We start from the raw sequence: 22,870 nt of genomic DNA, 5'->3' as shown, positions 1-22,870 counted from the left end.
AGAAACTGCCGGGGTCATGTGCCCCTCGGCAGAGACACAACTGCCCGCAGTGCGGGCAGTTTCGGGGGATGGGCGAGGGCGTTCCAAAAACAAAAATTTCCTCATTAGGGGGTTCTCCCGGTACAAAACCCACGAATCACAAGAAAATTCAGGGCGTTCCTACGAAAAAAGGAGGTTTCAAAGCATGGTTATCGGGAAAGAGAAATTTGCCCTCTGGATTACGCCAGAGGCTAAAAAAGAAGTGGAAGCTCACTATAAACAGGATAACTGCAAAAGCCAGAGCGAGTACATTGAGAAGGCTGTCCGATTCTATTCCGGCTATTTGGACACAAAACACGCGGAGGAATATCTGCCCCGTATTCTCTCTGATGTGCTGGAAGGCAAGTTGGGTGCCTTCGGAAAACGCATGGGGCATCTGCTCTTCAAGCAGGCAGTGGACCAGGATATGATGGCGAATCTACTTGCCAGCGATATCAATGTCGGCCTGGATACGCTGCAAAAACTTCGGGTGCGCTGCGTGAAAAATGTGAAAGAGACGAACGGGGAAATTGACTTCCAGGATGCGTTTCGGTTTCAGAAGAGGATTGAGGAATGAAGGGTCTTATCCAAAAGTCCGGCTACATCAAGCCGGGAAACGGCGGCGGACACTATGCTGAGTACATCGCCACTCGGGAGGGTGTGGAGCTCATGGATGCGCAATATCCCTCCCATGAGTGCAGCGGATACCTGGAGTACATGGCCGAGCGTCCCCGCTCTCACGGTCTGTTCTCTGCAGACGGTGCTGCTGATCTGGAGCAAACCATGGAGGAGATCAACGCACACGCCGGTCCGGTGTGGACCTTCATCTATTCGCTGAAGCGGGAGGATGCCGCACGGCTGGGCTGCGAAAACGGCGAGAGTTGGCGCAGATTGCTGCTGGCCCATCAGACAGAACTGGCGACAGCGATGAAAATTCCACCCAGCAACTTTCGGTGGTGCGCTGCCTTCCACGATGAAAAGCATCATCCGCACATTCACATGATGGCATGGTGTGCCGATCCCAAGCAGGGCTATCTTACCGAGAAAGGCATCGAGCAGATGCGCTCCCAGCTGTCCAACGATATTTTCCAGGACGAGCTGTTGTCCATCTATCAAGAGAAAGATCTGTCCTACCAAGAGGTGCGGGACGCGGCAATGGAAGCCATGGGCCGTCTCATCCGGGAGATGAAGTCCGGACTCTGCGACAGTCCTATCATCGCTGGTCAGATGGAAACGCTGGCCGGAATGCTGGCGGAGGTCAAAGGTAAAAAGGTGTATGGCTATCTGAAAAAACCAGTAAAGGCGCAGGTGGATGCCATCGTGGATGAGCTGGCCAGGCTCCCGGAGGTGGCGGAGTGCTATGAACAATGGAACCGGCTGCGGGATGAGTTGGAGCGGTACTACAAAGACACGCCAAGAGAACACAAACCCTTGTCACAGCAACAAGAATTTAAAGCCATCAAGAACATGGTCATACATGAAGCAGAGGAACTGCGCCTGGGTACCTTCACCTTCGAAGATATGACCATGAAAGACGAAGTGAATGAAGATCAGGAGGAGGTGTACTATGCTTGGTCCTCCCTCTGGGAGATGGCAGAGGCCTACCAGAACGCGAAAGAAATCCTCACGGTATATGAAAACACAGAAGCGGAAAAGGCGGAGCAGGTGTGGATGCTGGAACAACTCTGGGACGCTGGCTTCACCGTGGCCGCTCACCTGTTGGGCAAATGCTGGCGGGATGGTATGGGTGTGCTGCCGGATGACGAACAGGCGGAGCTGTGGTTCCGCCGTGCCGCTGAAGTGGGTCATGACTTCTCTCAATACGCTCTTGGCAAACTGCTGCAAAGTCAAAAGCGGATGGAGGAGGCGGTGTCCTGGTATGAGAAAGCGGCGGCACAAGGCAATCTCTGGGCCGCCTATCGGCTAGGGAGAATGTATCTGGAGGGAACGGATGTCCCGAAGAATGTAGCCAAGGCGGTAGAGTATCTGAGCGATGCCGCTCAAGAGGGCAACCAGTATGCTCAGTACACCCTGGGCAAGCTGTACCTCACCGGCAAGGATGTGGCCCGGGATCGAGAGCAAGCGTACCGCTGGTTCTGGGAATCTGCATCACAGGGAAATGAGTACGCCCAGTTCTTTCTGGATCACTTCAATGATAACTATAGTCCCAATGTGCTCCTCTCTGCCACCAAACTGCTCCACCACATGGGCCGGATCTTTCAGGACAACTCCATTCCGCCCTGCCCGCCGGGCAGTCAGAGGGCGGATCGCAAACTGCGCCAGAAGATCCGTCAGAAGAAGATCGCCATGGGCCACAAGCCGGATGATCATGAGGAGGAGCAGAACATGGGTGGCATGACCATGGGTGGGATGTGACGCTCCCTCCTAAACTTGCGCCGCATAAACAAAAATAAGCGCTGGGCAATTGATAACAAATTGATAACTTGCTGGGATTGGGATGGCTATTGACCAAACCTTGTGGTATTGTGTGTCGCTGCAAGGAGGCGGTACACATGAACGATTACATGAGAGCCCTGCACCAGCGGTTCTACCGGGAGCCGGATTTCAGTGAGTTGGAAGAGGACATTGAGAACACCCGCCAGGAGGTCCGAGACTTCTTAGATAAGATGCAGCGCCGCAGGCTCATGCACCTGGTGGACACCCAGAACCTCCTGCGGGAGGAAACTTCCCTGGCCAGCTTTACGGCCGGATTCAAACTGGCCTGGGGACTGAGCAAAGAGCTGGAGGTGGATGGTCTGTATTCCTTCGATGAGGAGGAGACAGAGCACGTCTGCCGTCAAATAGGAAAGGAGGAGTGAGCACGTGGGAAAGCGCAGACCATCTGGGGACGGCATGGTTCGCAAGCGGGAGGACGGCCGCTGGGAAGGGCGCATCGTCGTCGGCCACAAGGAAAGCGGCGAGCTCATCTTCCGATATCTATCCGCCAAGACGCAGAAGGAGCTGTTGAAAAAGCTCCATCAGAATATCGAGGAATACCGGGATGTGGACCTGAACGAGAACAGTAAAATGCCCCTGGGCCAGTGGCTGGACCGCTGGCTGGAGGAGTACGCTGCCCCCTCGGTGCGACCCTCCACTCTGGAAGGCTACCGGGGATATGTCGAGCGCAACATCAAGCCCTACCTGGGAGACAAGCCGGTGGGGAAGGTCACCCGAGAGGATGTCCAGAAGCTGTACCGGGAACTCCAGAAAAATGGGCGGAAGGAACTCCACCCAGAGTACGGATACCAGTTGTCCGGCGCGACCATCCGCCGCATCCACGGGGTATTCCACCAGGCCATGGAGACGGCGGTGCGGGAAAACCTTATCGCCCGAAACCCCACCGAGGGCATCACCCTGCCCAAGAAGAAAACGGCTCCCAAGCAGATCCTCAACGACGCTCAGCTGGAGCGCTTCCTGGAGGTGATCCGGGCGGACAGTGTCTGGCACGACTTCTTCTACACTGAGTTGACCACCGGACTGCGGCAGGGTGAGATCTGCGGACTTATGTGGAGTGACTTCGACGAGGCCCATGGCACCCTCTCCGTCCGAAGGACGCTCCACATCCAGAAAGGGGGCAGGGTGGTCACAGGGGAGACCAAGACGGGCACAGGAAAACGGACCATCACCCTGCCGCCCAGCACCGCCCAACTGTTGGCCCAGCGGAAGAAGCACTCCTACTCCCAGTGGATCTTCCCAAATCCGCTCCGACCGGAGCAGCCCGTCAGTCCCAGCACCGCCTACAATCACTTAAAAATGCTGTTGAAACGGGCAGGGCTGCCCAGCATCCGCTTTCATGATCTCCGGCATACTTTCGCCACCCACGCCCTGGCCAGCGGAGTGGATGCCAAGACCCTCTCGGGAATCCTGGGCCATACTCAGGCGTCGTTCACCCTCGATACCTACACCCATGTGACCGGCGATATGCAGAAGCGGGCCAGTGAGATCGTGGGCGGCTTCATGGAAAATATTATGGTGAGGTGAGAGCATGGCGGGCAAGAGAAAGAAGGGGGAAGGCACGGTCCGCCTGCGGAAGGACGGCCGCTGGGAAGGCCGCGTGGTGGTGGGCTACGATGAGGCGGGCAATCCCAAGACAAAAAATGTACTGGCAAAAACCAAAAAGGAATGCATTGAAAAGTTGGAGGCCCTGAAAAGTAGTTGCCAGGTGGTGCGACCCGTCCAGGTGCGGTCCGATATGCTTGTTCGGGACTGGCTGGACTACTGGTACCAGAACTACTCCAAGCCCAGGCTCCGGCCAAGCACCCAGCTCAACTACGAGAGCTGGATCTACCATCACCTGATCCCAGGAGTAGGCGAGATCCCGCTGAATCAGTTGACCCAGGCGGAGCTGCAGCAGTTTTTCCGGCGCATGAAAGAGAGTGGGCGGAAAGTAAATGTGGAACGCAGAGGCCCCGGCATGGCAGACCGCTCAGTGCGCAGCTGCCACGCGGTCTGCCAGATGGCTCTGGACAAGGCGGTGGAAGAGAAACTGATCCACACCAACCCGGCGGTGGGCTGTAAACTCCCACCGATGAAGGGTAAGGAGATGAAAATTCTGACCCAAGAGGAGATCCAGCGATTCCTCATCCAGGCCAAGGCGGAGGGGATGTATGAGCTCTTCCTGCTGGAGCTGACAACTGGTATGCGCCGGGGTGAACTGCTGGCCCTCCGATGGGATGATCTGGACTTTGCCACCGGGAAGCTGCGTATCGACAAGCAGATCTATCCCGTAAGTGGAAAGCTGATCCTCAATGAGCCCAAAACCAAAGCGGCCAACCGCACCATCATCCTGCCGCCCGCCATGGTGGAGCTGCTGGCTGAGTACAAAAAGGGTGTGTTCTCTGAATTGATGTTTCCCTCACGAATCAAGCCGGAGCAACCCATCGACCCCGGCTATGTCCGAAAGAGACTCCAAGTGATTTTGGAGCGTGCAGGGTGTAAGCGTGTAAGATTTCATGATTTACGCCATACATTTGCCACCCTGTCCCTGGAAAATGGGATGGATGTAAAGACCCTCTCCACCATCATTGGCCATGTTTCGTCAGCGACCACGCTGAACACTTATACCCACATCACCGATGAGATGCGGAGGAAAGCGGCGCTGAACATCGACCAGGGTATCGCCAAGGCGGAAGTGGGTCTCATGCCGGAACAGACAGACGAACCCCCAAAGCAGGACTTTGTGCCGATTGAACCGCCCCGGCGCAGGCCGGGAACCGGCTGCGTCAGCCAACTGCGGGAATATCTCTGGGAGGGCCGCTATTCCCCGGTGTGGCCGGACGGCAAAAAACACTCCCGAAATGTCTATGCCAAGACCCGTGCGGAGTGCGAGGAGAAGTTGAAGGTGCTGATCCTGGAGATGAAGGCGGAGATCGCCGCTCTCCGCTCCGGCGCAAGTACGGAATACCCCGACGGGGTGAGTCCCAAAAAGAAGGCCATCGCCGCCTACCTGCGAGAGCACCCCGGTGTGTCCAGCAAGTCCTTGATTGCCAGGGAGTTGCAGATGGACCGCTCCACGGTGCAGCGGTATTATGACGAAATCCGGGAGGAATTTCAACGGCAAGGATGACATGGAAGAAAACCGAGAGAGCTGCGCCTGAAACAAGCGTAGCCCTCTCGGTTTTTAATGGGACTGGTATGAAATCTATTTGCCTGAGTCGGACATCTCATTTAAGAGGGGGCGCAGCTGTTCATATTCCGGGCTGCCCCGGAAGAAGGCAAATTCCTCGCTGTGCTCCAGGTCCTCTATGATCCGGTCGTAGAGGGATTGAGCCAGGGCGGTCAGGTCCCCGTCTCCCATGTGGCGGTAAAGGGGGCATGTCTGCGGAGTCCAGGGTTCCTTCAGCACGGGCAGAATGTTGCGGAGAGCGGACAGACAAGCGGCCCTGTCCTGACGGAGGGAGGCCAACTGGAATTTGGCGGTGTAGGGGATCCACTTCGTCACATGGAGCAGGCTTGAGACCTGCTGATAGGTGTCCGCGCAGAACTGGGCGTCCTGCGGGCGGTCCTCTTTTTCCGCAATCTCCATCAGATGAATCAACGCCGTCTGAAGCTCCGTGGCGCTCTGTAAAATTCGATGCTCCCAGAGTCGCTGGGCATCCTCCCGCTTTTCCTGCTGGGTGTAGAGCGAGGCCAGCTGTTCCTCCTTATCAATGTGTGTGGATGGAATCGTGTTGATGAGTTCCTCCGCCCGGACAAAGTCTTTCCGGTTGCGGTGATAGGCGATGCACATGGACAGAGCGGCATCCCGGATCTCCGGCGTCTGACTGTGGGACATGGTGTCATAAAAGGGCATCAGCCGATCAGTATAGTCGTCCGGGTTTGGAAGGCCGTAGAGAAAGCGGGCCCCGTCCAGATAGAAAACTACCGAATAAATCAAAGCCTCACAGTTGGGGTACTGATGGATCTCATCCATCCCTCTCTGAAAGGCGGCTTCATACCCCTCCTCACGGACCAACCGGTCCAAATCGTCTGTGAAATGGGCAATCTCCTCGGCAGTCAGGTCCTCCTGAAAGGACAGCAGGGTGTTAAGGTCGGTATGCAGCACCCGGGCCAGAGCGGGCAGGGTGGTGATGTCTGGGTATGTGGTTCCTTTCTCCCACTTGTGGACTGCCGGAGCCGACACCCCCAGCAGGTCTGCCAGCTGCTCCTGAGTCAGGGAGAGCTCCTTGCGTTTTTCGCGAATGATTGTACCGATTTTCATACGCCACCTCCGGTTCTGGTGCCTCCATGATAACAGAACGAGGGAAACGGAGCAATGGCGTGGTTGTTAAACAAAAGGATAGAAAAAGAAACCACAGGTTAAATCACACCTCTCAAAACCTGGGGCGGGTAATTCTTATTTGGTGACGATAGATGGTAGACAAGGCATGTTCAAGTGTGGGAAGATTCCCATGCTTGCAGAACCTTTCGCTGCTCCGGCGTATGGAACCAATGCTCCACGTTGTCCATGATCGTAAGCTGCGCCCCATGTTGCAGGGTAAATTCCTCCACGGTTTGTCGGGAAGTCATGTTGTCCTGACCGGCATACAGAATACAGATAGGGCACTGCCAGTCATGGACAGGATGCTTCCGCACATAGCAGAGATACGCCCATGACAGCGTCTGTCCAAAAGAGGTGGCAATTTCTCCCTTCTCTGAAAGCTCCCGCTCCGTCACATTGGCCCAGCCCATCATATCCAGGATCAGGCGCTCCATGTCCAGAATGGGAGACACCAGCAAGGCCTTATCGGGTGCGTCAAAAGCGAGCATGGCAAAGTAAGCGCCGATGCTGTTGGCACGGAGGGAGATGGAGTCCCAGCGGACTCGGGCCCAATCCATCACCGCCTGCAGTTCCGGTACCACCGTCCAGGGGTTCAGTTCCTCGTTTCGCCCCTGACGGGCTCCGTGTCCTGGAAGATCCATGCTCAGAACCTGAGCGCCTTTCGGGCAGACAATTTTGGCAAAGGCCTCTGCCTCCTCCTTGTACCCCATCTGCCCATGGAGAAATAGCCACAGCCGCTTCGCGTGTTCGCCATATAAAACGGCCGGAATCTGGCCGATTAGAAACTGTTGTGTTTTCATCGCTGTATCCCTTTCGGTGGAAGTATCTAAATACGCAATAAGTATAGCAGAGCTCATGCGGAATGTACATGAAAAGCCTGTTTGGCAGACGGTATCTTCCCGTTGGAACAAATCTATGCTATAATTAAGCGATTATAGAAGAAAGGGGTGTGTTTTTATGATGAACACAAAGAAAATGGAGATTGTAAGAATGGAAGGAGGTGTGACGAAGTAATCGGTACAGACCTCCTTCCGTCTGGATATGTGAAGACGATCAAAATGGAGGTTATTACATTGCATCAACTGAAAAGGTATGGCGTTTCCGAACGCTTTTTGGCCGAAGCTACTTTATATCCGGAAGAGACACTGGCCAGAGTGGTTGCCCAGTACCGGGGGAAGTATAAGATCGTGACCGAGCAGGCGGAACTGCTGGCGGAGGTATCCGGCAAACTTCGGTATGAGACAGAGGAACTGGCCCAATACCCCACTGTTGGCGACTATGTCATGGTGACGGTGGAGGGTGGACTGGCGGTCATCCACCGGGTGCTGCGGAGACGAAGCCTGTTTGTCCGAAGAGCAGTTGGCGTGTCCGGTCAGGCTCAGCCTGTGGCATCCAATGTGGATGTGGTCTTTTTGTGCATGTCCCTCAACCAGAATTTCAGCCTGAACCGTATGGAGCGGTATTTATCCATTGCGTGGGACAGTGGGGCAACGCCGGTCATTGTATTGACCAAGGCGGATTTGTGTGAGGACATTGCACAGGCGGTTTCTCAGGTGGAGGCCATCTCCTGTTTTTTGGATATTCTGACGCTGTCCATGTTTGATGAGGATATCCGCGACAAATTTGCGCCCTATTTTGCCAAAGGACAGACCTGTACGTTTATCGGCTCCTCCGGTGTGGGAAAATCCACCCTCATTAACTGCCTGCTGGGCGCGCAGGCTATTTCCACTCAGGAGATCGGCAAGGGAGACAAAGGACGGCACACCACCACCGGGCGAGAAATGTTTCCCTGCCCGTTAGGCGGCGTGGTGATCGACACACCCGGTATGCGGGAGATGGGGGCTGAGAGCGCGGACCTCTCCCATGCCTTTGGGGAGATCGAGGACTTGGCCCAACATTGCAGGTTTCGGGACTGCACCCATACCAACGAACCGGGGTGTGCTGTCCTGGCAGCGGTGGAACAGGGACGGTTGGATCAGAGACGGCTGGACAGCTATCGCAAACTGGAGCATGAGAGCGGTTATGACGGACTGAGCAGCAAGGAAGTTGAGGTCAAAAAGGCGGAGCGTATGTTCAGGGAAGTGGGCGGCATAAAGCAGGCCCGGCGGTTTGCTAAAGAACACAATCAGCGCAAGCATGGCAAATTCCCCGGCGGAGAGATGTAAGGAGGACAAACGTATGAAGCAAGAGAATATCATCATCCGCCGGGAAACGCAGATAGACCACGCTGCGGTAGAACATTTGACCCGGGAAGCCTTTTGGAATGTGTACCGCCCTGGCTGCCTGGAGCACTATGTGGTCCATGTGCTGCGTGAGGATCCGGACTTTGTACCGGAGCTGGACCTGGTCATGGAACGGGACGGGGAGCTCATAGGCCATGTGCTATATATGCGGGCTAAGATCGTGGCCGACGACGGCCGGGAGATCCCCATGATGACCTTTGGCCCCATAAGCATCCGGCCCGACCTGCAGCGGCAAGGCCTGGGCAAGTATCTGCTGGACTATTCCATGGAGTTGGCCGAGGAACTGGGTGCCGGGGCTCTGTGCATTGAGGGCAACATCGACTTCTACGGGAAGTCCGGCTTTGTGGTGGCTGGGACGAAAGGCATCCGCTACCACGGGGAACCGGAACAGGAGATTGTCCCCTATGTTCTGCTAAAAGAACTCCAGCCCGGTTTTCTGGACGGTATCACTGGCGTCTACCACACGCCAAAGGGCTACTATGTGGACGAGTCCGCGGCGGAGGAATTTGATTGCAGCTTCCCACCCAAGGAAAAATTGAAGCTGCCAGGGCAGCTGTTTTGAGGGAAGAAGCCCCTCAAATTCTGCGCCGTAGAAAACAAAAAAGGCGGGCACCCCCTCTCGGGAGTGCCCGCCAAGTGGTCAAAGCAGAAATCCGTCTGTGGTATTTCTGTGGTCAAATGAGAAATCGCCGCAGTTTTCACTGCGGCGATTTCCAGTTTTGGTGGACCTGATCGGATTCGAACCGACGACCCCCACAATGCGAATGTGATGCGCTCCCAACTGCGCTACAGGCCCATATTGACCATTTTTCAATCAAAAAAGTTATGAAAAACGGATTTTTGAGATATTTAATTTTGAGGGGTAAGTCCGGGAAATTGGACTGCTGAATTGGAAGGGAACCCGAGCCGTGGGATGAGGTTTCATATGGATGCGAATGTAGTGCGCTCCCAGCTGCGCTACAGGCCCATGACCATGAAATATTATAGCATGAATTTTCGAAATGTAAAGAGTTTTTTGAAAAAAATAAAAAAGCGATATTGCTAATTTGGGGGAAATGATGTATGATAACAAATACGAGCTTTCCGAATGCACGGGCGTCCATTGCCCGGCCTACGGCAAGGCCGCACTAGTTGGGGAGATAGCGGTGCCCTGTACCTGCAATCCGCTACAGCAGGGATGAATCCCGGCCCCCGGATTTTCGTTGTGTCGTCTGACCCAGGTAAGCAGCGATGATGGATCGGTCCCGCGCAACGGGGCCCCGTGAACCGTGTCAGGTGGGGAACCAAGCAGCACTAAGCGGAATGCGCCGTGTGCCGCGGGACTCCCGCTCCTGAGCCGGCTGCCAGGGTAACGGACAGAACGGAAACTTCAAAGGTCGGTGTGCGGTCTTGCCATGTGCCGGGCATATGGGCATGGAAGAGGAGCGGGGCGACGGGTCAATACCCGCATCCTCCGCTCCTTTTCACATGGACCGAATTTTTGGCGAGGTGACAGGCATGTATCAGGCACTCTACCGCAAATGGAGACCACGGACCTTTGACGATGTGGTGGGGCAGAGCCATATTACCGATACCCTCAAGCGCCAGGTGGCGTCGGGACGGCTCTCTCACGCCTATCTCTTCACGGGCACCAGAGGGACCGGCAAGACCACCTGTGCCAAGATTCTGGCCCGGGCGGTGAACTGTGAGCACCCGGTCAACGGAAACCCCTGCAACCAGTGTCCCTCCTGCCTGGGGATCGAGAACGGCTCCATTCTGGACGTGCTGGAGCTGGATGCGGCCTCCAACAACGGCGTGGATCAGGTCCGCGCCCTGCGGGATGAGGCGGTCTACACCCCCGCCGCCGTGCGCAAGCGGGTGTATATCGTGGACGAGGTCCACATGCTCTCCACGGCTGCCTTCAACGCCCTGCTGAAGATTTTGGAGGAGCCGCCCGCTCACCTGATGTTCATTCTGGCCACCACTGAACTCCACAAGGTGCCCGCCACCATCAAGTCCCGCTGCCAGCAGTTCTCTTTCAAGCGGATCCTGGCGGGGGACATCGCCCAGCGCCTGAGCTACGTGGCGGGGGAGGAGGGCATCCAGCTGGCCCCTGAGGGAGCTGCCCTCCTGGCCCGGCTGGCGGACGGCGGCCTGCGGGATGCACTCTCCCTGCTGGATCAGTGCGTCAATCCCAGCGGCGTGATCGGGGAGGCGGAGGTCCTCTCCGCCCTGGGACTGGCCGGTAATTTGGAGACTGCCGCCCTCATGGACCACATCGCTCAGGGCAACACCGCAGCCGCACTGGAGACCCTGGGGCGGCTCTATGGAGCGGGAAAGGATGTGGGGAGCCTGCTGGGAGAGCTGGCCGGTCTGGCGCGGGACCTGTTGGTGCGCAAGACGGCCCCCCAGGGCGGCGCAGCCCTGCTCACTGGCGGATACGATGAGACCACCATGCGCAAGCTCTCCAACCAGCTGGAGCCCCAGCGTCTGATGCAGATGCTGAGCCTCATGCAGCAGACGGCCGCCGATCTCTCCCGCAGCGGAAACCGGCGTACCGATGCGGAGCTGTGCCTCATCCGGCTGTGCGACACCACGCTGGACAGCAGCCCGGCGGGCTTGAGTGCCCGTCTGGCCCGTCTGGAGGAGCGCTTGGCCCAGGGCGGGACCTTCCAGGCCCAGCCCGCTCCGGCGCAGCCTGCGGCCGCTCCGGTCCAGGCCAAAGCGGTGGAGCCGCAGCCCCAAACGCAGCCGCAGTCTCAGCCCTCCGGGGAGGATCTGCCCCCCTGGGAGGAGGAGCGTCCCCCGCTGCCCGAGGAGCCGGGAGAGCCGGTCTTCCCCGTACCCGAGCCGCCGTCCCCGGCGGCCGAGCGCCCGGCAGTCCGGCGCCGGCCTGCGGCCCCTGCTTCTCCCGCTGGAGCGGGCAGCAAGGCGGCGGGGCATTCTGCTGATCTCTGGCCGGCTGTGGTGGGCGCGGTGCGGGGCAAGGTGCCCATGAGCGACTACCCCTTCCTCAGCAATCCCGCCCAGGTGCAGGGACGGCTGGAGGGCGATCTGCTCACCCTCTGGGTGGACTCCGACTTTACCCGGGTGATGGTGGGCAAGGCTGCCACCCTCCGGGCGGTGGCGGCGGCGGCCGGGGCCATTGTGGGACAGCCGGTCCGCTGCGCGGTGTCGGTGGGCGTTCCGCCGGCGCCCGCTCCAACGGCATCCGCACCGGAGCACGACAATCTGGAGGACCTGCTGGCCCTGGGGCAGCAGTTTGATTCCATTATCATCAAAGAATAAAAGAATCCATTCCGCCGAGGGCGGAATGACAAGGAGGAAACAACGATGGCAAAAGGATTTGGCGGCCGTCCCGGTATGGGCGGTATGGGCGGCATCAACATGAATATGATCAAGCAGGCCCAGAAGATGCAGCAGGACATGCAGCGCATGCAGGCTGAGCTGGAGGAGAAGGAGTACTCCGCTCAGGCCGGCGGCGGCGTGGTGGAGGCTGTGGTCACCGGCAAGCGGGTGCTCAAGAGCCTGACTGTGGATCCCGAGGCAGTGGATCCCGAGGATGTGGAGATGCTCCAGGATCTGATTGTGGCGGCGGTGAACGAAGCTCTGCGCACCGCGGAGCAGGATATGGCCGCGTCCATGCAGAGCATTACCGGCGGTCTGGGACTGCCGTTCTAAGGTCGTGCAGAGAGAGGGCGGGCCGCCAGGCCTGCCCTTTTTGCGTGGAAGGGCCGTCGGGCGGCAAGTTTCGTTTGTGCCGGGCGGCAAGTTATGGTATCATCAAAAGAGGTGGAGGCATTGCAGGCAATCAAACGAAAACAGATGTCGGAGACCTTCCGGCTGGGCGCCGTCCTGGCGCTGGCGGGCGGCTTCCTGGACGCCTATTCTTACAGCGTGCGGGGAGGGGTCTTTGCCAATGCAGAGACCGGAAACATGGTTCTCCTGGGCATACACGCCATGCGGGGGGAGTGGCACACCGCGCTGACCTATCTGGTGCCGGTGGCCGCCTTTGCCGCGGGGATCATTGTGGCCGAGTGCATCAAGGCACGGTTTCGGGACAGGGGAGGTATCCACTGGAGACAGCTGAGCGTTCTGGCCGAGCTGTGCATCCTGCTGGTCGTGGCCTTTTTGCCCCAGAGCCTGAACATGGCGGCCAATGTGTCGGTCTCCTTTGTCTGCGCTGTGCAGGTGGAGAGCTTCCGCAAGGTCCACGGAAACGCCTTTGCCACCACCATGTGCACCGGCAACCTGCGCAGCGGGACGGAGCGGCTCTATCAGTTCCTGCGCAGCGGGAATCCGGAGCAGCGCCGGCAGGCGGGGCAGTATTACGGCATCATCCTGTGCTTTATCCTGGGGGCGGCCCTGGGGGCATGGGTGAGTTCGCTGCTGGCGGAGCGGGCGGTACTGATCGCCTGCGTGCTGCTGCTGGCGGCCTTTCTGATGATGTTTTGGAACATGGAGGACCCCTGCGCCGAGGAGGCGGAAGGGTCCCGGGAGAAAACAAGGTAAGGAGAAATGGATATGGAACAAGCAAAGGTCTATTTTACCGATCTGCGGGCGAAGTCCGGGGATAACCTGCTCCAGAAGCTGGAGCGTCTTATCCGCACCGCCGGGATCGACACCATTGATTTTGAGAAGAAGATGGTGGCCATCAAACTCCATTTCGGAGAGCCGGGCAACCTGTCCTTCCTGCGTCCCAACTACGCCAAGGTGGTGGCCGACGTGGTCAAGAGCCTGGGCGGCCTGCCCTTCCTCACCGACTGCAATACCCTCTATGTAGGCCGGCGCAAGAATGCCCTGGAGCACATGGATGCCGCCTATGAGAACGGCTTCTCTCCCTTCAGCACCGGCTGCCAGATCATCATTGGAGACGGCCTCAAGGGCACCGACGACGTGGAGGTCCCGGTAGAGGGCGGCACCTATGTGAAGAAGGCCAAGATCGGCCGGGCGGTCATGGACGCCGATGTGTTCATCTCCCTGAGCCATTTCAAGGGCCATGAGGCCACCGGCTTCGGCGGCGCGCTGAAGAACATCGGTATGGGCTGCGGAAGCCGCGCCGGCAAGATGGAGCAGCACAACGCCGGCAAGCCCGAGGTGAAGACCAACAAGTGCGTGGGCTGCCGCCAGTGCGCCAAGCAGTGCGGTCAGGACGCCATCTCCTACGGGGAGGACCGGAAGGCCTTCATCGACCATGACAAGTGCGTGGGCTGCGGCCGCTGCCTGGGAGCCTGCAACTTTGACGCCATCGTCAACCGCAACGCCTGTGCCAACGACGAGCTCAACGCCAAGATTGCCGAGTACTCCAAGGCGGTGCTGGCCGGACGTCCCCACTTCCACATCAGCCTGGTGGTGGACGTCTCTCCCTTCTGCGACTGCCACGCCGAGAACGACCTGCCCATCCTGCCCGATGTGGGTATGTTCGCCTCCTTCGACCCGGTGGCCCTGGATCAGGCCTGCGCCGACGCCTGCATGGAGCAGCAGCCCATCCCCGGCTCCCGCCTGGATGAGAACATGCACGCCCACGATTTCTGCGATCACCACGACCACTTTACCAATAATTTCCCGGAGACCAACTGGAAAAGCTGCCTGGAGCACGCCGAGGCCATCGGCGTGGGCACCCGCTCCTATGAGCTGATCCGTGTCAAATAATGCCGGAAGTGAGCGTGTCCATTGACTTTTGGATGAGCACACGATATAGTGAACCTGTGACAGAGAAAAGCCATGGATTTAGAAAGGAAATGGTATAATATGGACGTAAAACAGATCCTTACCATGTGTGACCACACCCTCCTCAAGCAGGAGGCCACCTGGGAGCAGATCAAGACCATCTGTGATGACGGCAAGGCCTATGACTGCGCCTCGGTGTGCATTCCCGCCTCCTATGTGAAGCAGGCGGCCGAGTATGTGGGCAATGACCTGAAGATCTGCACCGTCATCGGTTTCCCCAACGGGTACTCCACCACGGCGGTGAAGGTCTTTGAGACCGAGGACGCCATCCGCAGCGGGGCCGACGAGATCGACATGGTGGTCAACCTGGGCTGGGTGAAGGACCGCCGCTGGGACGACATTCTGGAGGAGATGAAGGCCATCAAGGCCTCCTGCCAGGGCCGCATCCTCAAGGTCATCGTGGAGGCCTGCCTGCTGACCGAGGAAGAGAAGATCAAGCTCTGTGAGCTGGTCACCGAGTCGGGGGCCGAGTATATCAAGACCTCCACCGGATTCTCCACCGGCGGCGCCACTGTGGCCGACGTGGCCCTCTTCAAGGCCCACATCGGACCCGATGTGAAGATCAAGGCGGCCGGCGGCATCCACTCCTTTGAGGAGGCCCAGGCCATGATCGATGCCGGCGCCAGCCGCATCGGCGCCAGCGCTCTGGTCAAGCTGGTCAAGAAATAAGTTTGTAAAAAAGACGAAAAGAAATTATATGAAAAAGGAGGCTTTTCGGAGTGATCTGAAGAGTCTCCTTTCACTTATGTAACAAATTTTTAAAGATTATTTGCAAAACGGAAAAATGCGGTTGCTCTTTGTAAAAGCATGTTGTATAATACATGCGTATGACAGACGCCGAGGGTCGACAAGCGGCTCCCGTCTGTGCATCCAGTTATGAAAGGAAGGTAGATTACATTGAAGAACTTCAATAAAATCACCGCTCTGCTTCTGTCCGTCGGTATGATCGGCAGCCTGGCCGCCTGCGGCGGCGCTGCGCAGACCAGCACTCCTCCCGCCTCCGGCGCCCCTGCGGCCTCCGGCGAGCCCAGCACCGGCGTGACCGAGGACTCCGCCGGCAACATCCTGGCCGCCGACGGCAGCTTTGAGATCGCCATGATCACCGATAAGGGCGACATCAACGACAAGTCCTTCAACCAGGGCACCTGGGAGGGCATCAAGAACTACTGCAGCGAGAACGGCAAGACCTGTAAGTACTATAAGCCCGCCGCCGCCACCACCGACGACTATGTCACCTCCATGGAGCAGGCCATCAAGGACGGCGCCAAGGTGGTCGTGACCCCCGGCTTCCTGTTCGAGGAGCCCGTGTATAAAGTACAGGATCAGTATCCCGATGTGAAGTTCATCCTCATCGACGGCAACCCCAATGATGCGGTTCAGCCCAATCCTACCTATAAGACCGCTGACAACACCGTCGGCGTTCTCTTCTCCGAGGAGCAGGTGGGCTATCTGGCCGGTTACGCCGCGGTGAAGGACGGCTACACGAATCTTGGCTTCATGGGCGGCATGGCGGTTCCCGCCGTGGTGCGCTACGGCTACGGCTTTGTGCAGGGCGCTGACGCCGCTGCCGCCGAGCTGGGCGAGACTGTCAACATGAATTACTACTACACCGGCGACTTCGCCGCCACCCCCGAGGCCCAGACTATGGCCGCCGGCTGGTACACCAGCGGCACCGAGGTCATCTTTGGCTGCGGCGGCTCCGTGGGTAACTCCGTCATGGCCGCGGCTGAGGCCAGCAGCGGCAAGGTCATCGGCGTGGACGTGGATCAGTCCTCCGAGTCCGACACCGTTATCTCCTCCGCTATGAAGGGCCTGTCCTCTGCTGTGGAGCAGATGCTGGACCACTACTACAACGACAGCTTCCCCGGCGGCCAGAACCTGACCCTGGGTGCTGCTGACAACGCCGTGGAGCTGCCCATGGCCACCTCCAAGTGGAACAACTTCACTCAGGAGGACTATGACACTCTGTTCAGCAAGCTGGCTTCCGGTGAGATCACTCTGAAGAAGGATACCGACGCCGAGATCCCCACCGATCTGGGCTGCGCCAATGTGACTCTGAACTACATTGCCGAGTAATTGGCCTTCCATTGTTCCTGCAAATGGGCGGACACCAAGGTGTCCGCCCATTTTTTCTCTCCGAAAGTTCTTTGTGGGAAATAGATAAATTACCTTGCGCCAGGTAGGAAAAAACGGTATAATAAAACAGAAGCAAACAGAGAAGGGAAGTGACAGCGGATGAGTGAGTATGTCATTGAGATGTGCAATATCACGAAAAAATTCCCCGGGATCATTGCCAATGATAACATCACCCTGCAGCTGAAAAAAGGCGAGATACACGCGCTTCTTGGTGAGAACGGAGCGGGTAAATCCACCTTGATGAGCGTCCTGTTCGGACTCTACCAGCCGGAAGAGGGCGTCATCAAAAAAAATGGCCAGGAAGTGCGCATCAAGGACCCCAATGACGCCAACGCCCTGGGCATCGGCATGGTGCACCAGCACTTCAAGCTGGTCCACAATTTCAGCGTGCTGCAAAATATCATTCTGGGCGTGGAGACCGTCCGCGGTGGCTTCCTGAAAATGGATGCCGCCCGGGAGAAGGTCATGGCTCTTTCGGAGCAGTACGGCCTGAAGGTGGATCCGGACGCCCTCATCGAGGATATCACGGTGGGCATGCAGCAGCGTGTGGAGATCCTGAAGATGCTCTACCGCGACAATGAGATCCTGATCTTTGACGAGCCCACCGCCGTGCTCACCCCCCAGGAGATCGAGGAACTGATGAAGATTATGAAGGGGCTGGCTGCCGAGGGCAAGAGCATCCTCTTCATCACCCACAAGCTCAACGAGATCAAAGAGGTGGCCGACCGCTGCACCGTTCTGCGCAAGGGTAAGTATATCGGCACCGTCAATGTCGCCGACGTCTCCAAGGAGGAGATGAGCGAGATGATGGTGGGCCGTAAGGTCTCCCTGAACGTGGAGAAGGACGAGGCCAAACCCAAGGACGTGGTCTTTGAGGTGGAGGGCCTCACCGTGGTCAACAAGGAGCACGGGAAAAAGGTGGTCAACGAGGTGTCCTTCCAGGTCCGCCGGGGCGAGATCGTCTGTATCGCCGGTATCGACGGCAACGGCCAGTCCGAGCTGGTGCAGGCCATCACGGGACTCATCAAGGCCGACCACGGCACGGTCAAGCTCAAGGGCGAGGACATCAGCCACTCCTCCATCCGTCACCGCAACACCCACGGCTTGGGCCACATCCCCGAGGACCGGCACAAGCACGGCCTGGTGCTGGACTATCCCCTCTCCTACAACCTGGTGCTCCAGAGCTATTTTGAGCCGGAGTTCTGCCAGGGCGGCTTCCTGAAGTATGACAAGATCAACCAGTATGCCGAAAAGCTGATCAAGGACTATGACATCCGCTCCGGTCAGGGCGGCAAGACCATTGCCCGCTCCATGTCCGGCGGCAACCAGCAGAAGGCCATCGTGGCCCGGGAGATCGACCGCAACCCGGATCTCCTCATCGCGGTCCAGCCCACCCGCGGCCTGGACGTGGGCGCCATTGAGTATATCCACCGACAGATCGTAGCGGAGCGGGACAAGGGGAAGGGCGTGCTGCTCATCTCCCTGGAGCTGGACGAGGTCATGAACCTCTCCGACCGCATCCTGGTCATCTACGAGGGCGAGATCGTGGCCGATCTGGACCCCAAGGAAGTCACGATCCAGGAGCTGGGCCTCTACATGGCCGGTTCTAAGCGGAAGGGGGCACAGTAAATGAAGGAAAAACGACTGGGAAATCCCCTTCAGCATACAGGCGTACAGAACGTGTTGGCTGCGCTGATCGCCATCCTCATCGGTATGCTGGTGGGCTTTGTTATTCTGCTCATCACCGATTCCTCCATGGCCCTCAAGGGTTTGGGCGCCATCATGACGGGCGGCGTGCAGGACATGAAGAACGTGGGCCAGGTGCTCTACTACGCCACCCCCCTCATCATGACCGGTCTCTCGGTGGGCTTTGCCAAGCGGACGGGCCTCTTTAACATCGGCGGCCCCGGCCAGTTCATGATGGGTGCCTTTGCCGCGGTGTATGTGGGCGTCAAGTGGACCTTCCTCCCCGGCGGCATCCACTGCCTGGTGGCCATCCTGGCCGCCTGCCTGATGGGCGCCCTGTGGGGCGTGGTGCCCGGTCTGCTCAAGGCCTACTGCAACATCAACGAGGTCATCACCTGCATCATGATGAACTATATCGGCATGAGCACCTCCAATGTGCTCATCCGGGCCTATATCTTCGACCGCACCAAGAACCAGTCTCTCCGTCCCGTGGACGGGGCCAACCTGCCCAAGCTGGGCTTTGACAAGATCTTTGTGGCCGATGTGGGCACTCCCTCCAGCGTGAATGCCGGTATCCTGGTGGCCATTCTGTTGGCCATTGTGGTCTGGGTCATCCTCTCCAAGACCAAGCTGGGCTATGAGCTCAAGGCCTGCGGCTTCAACAAGGACGCGGCCAAGTACGCCGGCATCAGCGAGAAGCGCAATGTGGTGCTGGCCATGGTCATCGCCGGCGCGCTCTCCGGCATCGGCGGCGGCCTGAACTACCTGGCGGGTGCCGGCACCGGCATCGCCGTGGGCAGCGAGCTGGCCCAGCAGGGTTTTGACGGCATCGCCGTGGCCCTCCTCGGCATGTCCAACCCCATCGCGATCATCTTCACCGGCATCCTGATGGCCTATCTGACGGTGGGCGGCCTGGCGATGCAGAGCTACGGCTTTGTCTCCCAGATCATCTCCATCATCACCTCCGTCATCGTCTACTTTGCCGCTTTCATCCTCTTCTTCAGCCAGATCATCGGCAAGCTGGGCAAGCGGGGCGGAAAGAACGATGCCAATGCCAATGCGGATCAGACGCCCCCCGCGCCGCCGGTCCAGACTGAGAAAGGAGGCGACGCTCAGTGAAACTCGATGAACTGATTTTTTTCCTGGTCCAGCAGACCATGTATTTTGCCATCCCCCTGCTGGTGGTGGCCCTGGGCGGCCTCTTTGCGGAGCGCTCCGGTATCGTCAACATCGCCCTGGACGGTATCATGATCATTGGCGCCTTTACCGGCATCATGTTTTTGCAGATGGTGCAGGCTACCGGCATGAGCGGTCAGGGAATGCTCCTGGCGGCCCTGGTGGTGGCGGCCCTGTCCGGCGTGATCATCAGCGCCGTGCATGGCTTTGCCTCCATCAACATGAAGGCGGATCAGACTATCTCCGGTACGGCCATCAATACCTTTGCTCCCGCCTTTGCCATCTTTGTGGCCCGTATGATGACCGGCGTGCAGCAGATCCCCTTCAAGAACGACTTCCTGATCCGGAAGGTGCCTGTGCTGGGTGATATCCCCGTGATCGGCCCCATGTTCTTCCAGAACGCCTATATCACCACCTATCTGGGTGTGCTGATTCTGGTGGCGTCCTGGGTCGTGCTCTACAAGACCCGCTTTGGCCTGCGCCTGCGGGCCTGCGGTGAGCATCCCCAGGCGGCTGACTCGGTGGGCGTCAACGTCTACAAGATGCGCTATGCCGGCACGCTGCTCTCCGGCGCGCTGGCGGGCATCGGCGGCGTGATCTTCGTGGTGCCCACCTCCACCAACTTCAACGCCACCGTGTCCGGCTACGGCTTCCTGGCCATCGCCGTGCTCATTTTCGGCCAGTGGAAGCCCGGCCGCATCGCGCTGGCCGCCCTCTTCTTCGGCTTTATGAAGACCCTGTCGGTGAGCTATGGCCTGATCCCGGGCATCAAGGACCTGAGCATCTCGGGCGAGATCTACAAGATGGTCCCCTATATTGCCACCCTGATCGTGCTGGCTTTCACCTCCAAGAACTCCGCCGCGCCCCGCGCCGAGGGTATCCCCTACGACAAGGGCCAGCGCTGAGAAAAGACGAAACATTCCTGCCCGCTGTGCAGGATGAGAGAAAAAATATGCTGGACATGGTTTTATCCACCGTGTCCAGCATATTTTTCTTTATTCCGCCAGATGGGTAAGGGTATCGCCTGCGATGCGGTACACCGTCCAATCGGACATGGGCTCTGCACCGAGCGACCGGTAAAAATCAATACTGGGCTGATTCCAGTCAAGACACCACCACTCCAGCCGTCCGCACTTCCGCTCAACCGCGATGGAGGCCAGCCGTTTCAAAATGGCTTTTCCATAGCCCTTCCCCCGGTATTCCGGCTTCACGTACAGATCTTCCAGGTAAATTCCCGCACGCCCCAGGAAGGTCGAAAAGTTGTGGAAGAAGAGGGCAAACCCGATCTCGTTTCCATCCACAAGGGCGAAGAGGACCTCTGCCTTCTGCCGGTCAAAGATCCACTCTTCCAGGGTCGCTTCATCTGCGACGACTTCGTGCAGCATCTTTTCGTAGTCGGCAAGCTCCCGGATAAACTGTAAAATCAGAGGGACATCTTCCCGTGTGGCAGATCGAAACACAAGCTCTTTTTTCATGCTGGATCATCCCATTCCTTTCGTGATTTTGCTCCGCAAAGGAAGCGGCATCGTCTGAACGCTTCCAGGCTATTGTATCATAGGTGCTGGGCCGCAGCTACCATAGAATGTTTTAACCGCCCGAACAGCGTTTGGCTGTCCGGGCGGTTGATTCAGGAGTGATCAGATCAGACGGATGCGCTTCCACTTGCCCTGGACAAAGCGGAAAATGAAGATCAGGGCGCGGACCCACCAGTCGATGATCATGGCGATCCACACGCCCAGCAGACCCAGATCCAGCCCCCAGGAGCAGGAGAGCAGATAGCTGAAGCCGATCCGGAAGAGGAACATGGAGGCCAGGGACACCGCCATGGTGAAGACCGCGTCGCCCGCCGCCCGCAGAGCGTTGGGCAGGGTAAAGGCCAGCGGCCAGATGATCAGGTCAAAGACCGCACACCAGCGCAGGACCTCGGCCGCCATATCCGCGGCCTCCGGGGTGAGCTGGAAGATGGAGCAGAGGGGCGCGGCAAAGAAGAACATGATGAGGGCCAGAGAGCCCATGGACACATAGACGATGCTGACCAGCTTCCGGGTGTAGGAGACGGCCTGCTCCGGGGCCTGGGCCCCCATGCACTGGCCCACCACGGTGATCATGGCCAGACCGATGGCCTGACCGGGGACGTTGACCACGCCGGCGATGCTGTTGGCAATGGCGTTGGCGGCCACTGCGTTGGTGCCAAAGGAGGTAATGAGGCTGAGCACCACCAGCTTGCCCGTCTGGAAGAGGCCGTTTTCCAGGCCGTTGGGGATGCCGATGGTGAGGATGCGTCCCACCATGTCGCCCCGGAACTGGAAGCGGAAGAGCCCCTCAATGCGCAGGACATTGTTGTGGTGCTGAAGCAGGTAGAGGATGATCACCGCGGCCACGATGCGGGAGACCAGCGTGCCGATGCCCGCGCCCAGGGCGCCCATGTGGAACCCGTAGATGAGCACCGCGTTGACCGCCACGTTGACCAGGTTCACGATGAGGGAGTTGAACATGGAGACCTTGCTGTTGCCCATGGAGCGGAAGAGGGCGGCTCCGGCATTGTAGAGGGAGATGAAGGGGTAGGCCAGGGCGGTGGCCAGGAAGTAGACCAGAGCGCTGTCCATGACGTCGGGCTCGATCTGTCCGAAGAGCAGGGAGAGGATGTGCTGCTGGAAGATCAGGGCGACAGCCATCAAAGCCACAGCCAGGGCAAAAACGGTATAGAGCAGCTGTTTGGCCGCGGTACGGGCGCTCTCCACATCCCGCCGGCCCAGATACTGGGAGCAGACCACCGCGCCGCCGGTGGACAGGGCGGAAAAGATCTGGATGATGAGCTGGTTGACATTGTCCACCAGGGAGACGCCGGACACGGCGGCCTGCCCGGCGGTGGTCACCATGACGGTGTCCATCATGCCTACGCTCATGAGCAGGAACTGCTCAATGACCAGGGGGATGATGAGTCGGATGAGTGCCTGGCGGGAAAAGAGTGGTTTCAGAGATGTTTCCGTCTGACCCAAGGGAGGAGCCTCCTTTTCCTGATTTCTCCGGGGAGAAAAAGATCAATCAACCGCACAGGCGGTTGATTCAGTAGGCTTAATTGTAGCACAGTCAACTTCTTTGACAAGGGCCATTTTCCACAAAAAAGTCGTCCGCTTTCCGA

The 22,870-nt window shown here is 58.3% G+C and carries 20 protein-coding genes, 1 tRNA gene and 1 other RNA gene; 17 read left to right on the top strand and 5 right to left on the bottom strand.

All coding sequences use genetic code 11. The features are described 5' to 3' along the window. Positions 1 to 184 precede the first annotated feature (184 nt). The 5 genes from H8S34_RS06245 to H8S34_RS06225 all read left to right on the top strand — a co-directional run bounded on the left by H8S34_RS06245 (position 185) and on the right by H8S34_RS06225 (position 5,584). Positions 185 to 595, top strand: a complete 411-nt coding sequence (locus tag H8S34_RS06245; RefSeq protein WP_186963337.1) for a hypothetical protein — start codon at positions 185 to 187, stop codon at positions 593 to 595. Then, positions 592 to 2,394: a MobP3 family relaxase gene (gene mobP3 / locus H8S34_RS06240; RefSeq protein ID WP_186963336.1), complete on the top strand. Its 1,803-nt coding sequence runs from the start codon at positions 592 to 594 to the stop codon at positions 2,392 to 2,394. Before H8S34_RS06245 ends, mobP3 begins: the two co-directional genes overlap by 4 nt. Positions 2,395 to 2,531: 137 nt before the next feature. Next, positions 2,532 to 2,837 (top strand): hypothetical protein, encoded by a 306-nt coding sequence (locus H8S34_RS06235; protein ID WP_101691946.1) that lies wholly within the window; start codon positions 2,532 to 2,534, stop codon positions 2,835 to 2,837. A 4-nt stretch (positions 2,838 to 2,841) separates the two neighbouring features. Then, positions 2,842 to 3,999 (top strand): tyrosine-type recombinase/integrase, encoded by a 1,158-nt coding sequence (locus H8S34_RS06230; protein WP_186963335.1) that lies wholly within the window; start codon positions 2,842 to 2,844, stop codon positions 3,997 to 3,999. A gap of 4 nt (positions 4,000 to 4,003) precedes the next feature. After that, a complete protein-coding gene (locus tag H8S34_RS06225; RefSeq protein ID WP_186963334.1) occupies positions 4,004 to 5,584 on the top strand; it encodes a tyrosine-type recombinase/integrase in 1,581 nt (526 codons plus the stop codon). 75 nt (positions 5,585 to 5,659) lie between these two features. On the opposite strand, the gene H8S34_RS06220 is transcribed toward H8S34_RS06225, so the two are convergent. Together H8S34_RS06220 and H8S34_RS06215 are read right to left on the bottom strand one after the other, a co-directional pair. Next, complete coding sequence (locus tag H8S34_RS06220) at positions 5,660 to 6,718, bottom strand: helix-turn-helix domain-containing protein (RefSeq protein WP_186963333.1); 1,059 nt, start codon at positions 6,716 to 6,718, stop codon at positions 5,660 to 5,662. Positions 6,719 to 6,888: 170 nt separating this feature from the next. Then, positions 6,889 to 7,488: an alpha/beta hydrolase gene (locus tag H8S34_RS06215; RefSeq protein ID WP_243207932.1), complete on the bottom strand. Its 600-nt coding sequence runs from the start codon at positions 7,486 to 7,488 to the stop codon at positions 6,889 to 6,891. Positions 7,489 to 7,851: 363 nt separating this feature from the next. On the opposite strand from H8S34_RS06215, the gene rsgA reads away from it, so the two are divergent. Continuing rightward, the gene (gene rsgA, locus H8S34_RS06210) at positions 7,852 to 8,943 is read left to right on the top strand and encodes a ribosome small subunit-dependent GTPase A (protein ID WP_436277848.1); all 1,092 of its coding nucleotides are present in this window, start codon (positions 7,852 to 7,854) and stop codon (positions 8,941 to 8,943) included. Between the two features lie 13 nt (positions 8,944 to 8,956). After that, positions 8,957 to 9,583: a GNAT family N-acetyltransferase gene (locus H8S34_RS06205; protein ID WP_186963332.1), complete on the top strand. Its 627-nt coding sequence runs from the start codon at positions 8,957 to 8,959 to the stop codon at positions 9,581 to 9,583. Between the two features lie 158 nt (positions 9,584 to 9,741). On the opposite strand, the gene H8S34_RS06200 is transcribed toward H8S34_RS06205, so the two are convergent. After that, positions 9,742 to 9,817: transfer RNA gene (locus H8S34_RS06200), tRNA-Ala, on the bottom strand. A gap of 326 nt (positions 9,818 to 10,143) precedes the next feature. Here H8S34_RS06200 and ffs point away from each other — a divergent pair. The 10 genes from ffs to H8S34_RS06150 all read left to right on the top strand — a co-directional run bounded on the left by ffs (position 10,144) and on the right by H8S34_RS06150 (position 20,633). Then, an RNA gene (gene ffs, locus H8S34_RS06195) (signal recognition particle sRNA large type) lies at positions 10,144 to 10,408 on the top strand. An 80-nt stretch (positions 10,409 to 10,488) separates the two neighbouring features. Further along, the gene (gene dnaX, locus H8S34_RS06190; RefSeq protein WP_243207931.1) at positions 10,489 to 12,288 is read left to right on the top strand and encodes a DNA polymerase III subunit gamma/tau; all 1,800 of its coding nucleotides are present in this window, start codon (positions 10,489 to 10,491) and stop codon (positions 12,286 to 12,288) included. Positions 12,289 to 12,333: 45 nt separating this feature from the next. After that, a complete protein-coding gene (locus H8S34_RS06185; protein ID WP_101691124.1) occupies positions 12,334 to 12,681 on the top strand; it encodes a YbaB/EbfC family nucleoid-associated protein in 348 nt (115 codons plus the stop codon). 93 nt (positions 12,682 to 12,774) lie between these two features. Then, a complete protein-coding gene (locus H8S34_RS06180; RefSeq protein ID WP_235964236.1) occupies positions 12,775 to 13,512 on the top strand; it encodes a YoaK family protein in 738 nt (245 codons plus the stop codon). 12 nt (positions 13,513 to 13,524) lie between these two features. Continuing rightward, positions 13,525 to 14,652: a DUF362 domain-containing protein gene (locus H8S34_RS06175; RefSeq protein WP_186963331.1), complete on the top strand. Its 1,128-nt coding sequence runs from the start codon at positions 13,525 to 13,527 to the stop codon at positions 14,650 to 14,652. A gap of 99 nt (positions 14,653 to 14,751) precedes the next feature. Continuing rightward, positions 14,752 to 15,399, top strand: coding sequence for a deoxyribose-phosphate aldolase (deoC, locus tag H8S34_RS06170; RefSeq protein WP_101691127.1), 648 nt, complete (start codon positions 14,752 to 14,754; stop codon positions 15,397 to 15,399). 228 nt (positions 15,400 to 15,627) lie between these two features. Continuing rightward, a complete protein-coding gene (locus H8S34_RS06165; protein WP_243207930.1) occupies positions 15,628 to 16,806 on the top strand; it encodes a BMP family lipoprotein in 1,179 nt (392 codons plus the stop codon). Positions 16,807 to 16,965: 159 nt separating this feature from the next. Beyond that, complete coding sequence (locus H8S34_RS06160) at positions 16,966 to 18,495, top strand: ABC transporter ATP-binding protein (RefSeq protein WP_101691128.1); 1,530 nt, start codon at positions 16,966 to 16,968, stop codon at positions 18,493 to 18,495. Then, positions 18,496 to 19,671, top strand: coding sequence for an ABC transporter permease (locus H8S34_RS06155; protein WP_101691129.1), 1,176 nt, complete (start codon positions 18,496 to 18,498; stop codon positions 19,669 to 19,671). A gap of 38 nt (positions 19,672 to 19,709) precedes the next feature. Next, a complete protein-coding gene (locus tag H8S34_RS06150; protein WP_101691294.1) occupies positions 19,710 to 20,633 on the top strand; it encodes an ABC transporter permease in 924 nt (307 codons plus the stop codon). Positions 20,634 to 20,723: 90 nt separating this feature from the next. Here H8S34_RS06150 and H8S34_RS06145 read toward each other — a convergent pair whose 3' ends face one another. Next, positions 20,724 to 21,203, bottom strand: a complete 480-nt coding sequence (locus tag H8S34_RS06145; RefSeq protein WP_186963330.1) for a GNAT family N-acetyltransferase — start codon at positions 21,201 to 21,203, stop codon at positions 20,724 to 20,726. A gap of 162 nt (positions 21,204 to 21,365) precedes the next feature. Further along, positions 21,366 to 22,727, bottom strand: coding sequence for an MATE family efflux transporter (locus tag H8S34_RS06140; RefSeq protein WP_186963329.1), 1,362 nt, complete (start codon positions 22,725 to 22,727; stop codon positions 21,366 to 21,368). Between the last annotated feature and the right edge of the window lie 143 nt (positions 22,728 to 22,870).

This window comes from Pseudoflavonifractor hominis (assembly GCF_014288125.1).
GTDB classification, from domain to species: Bacteria; Bacillota; Clostridia; order Oscillospirales; family Oscillospiraceae; genus Pseudoflavonifractor_A; species Pseudoflavonifractor_A gallinarum.
Note: the sequence above shows the minus strand (reverse complement) of the source record. Positions and strands in the feature narration are given on the sequence as shown.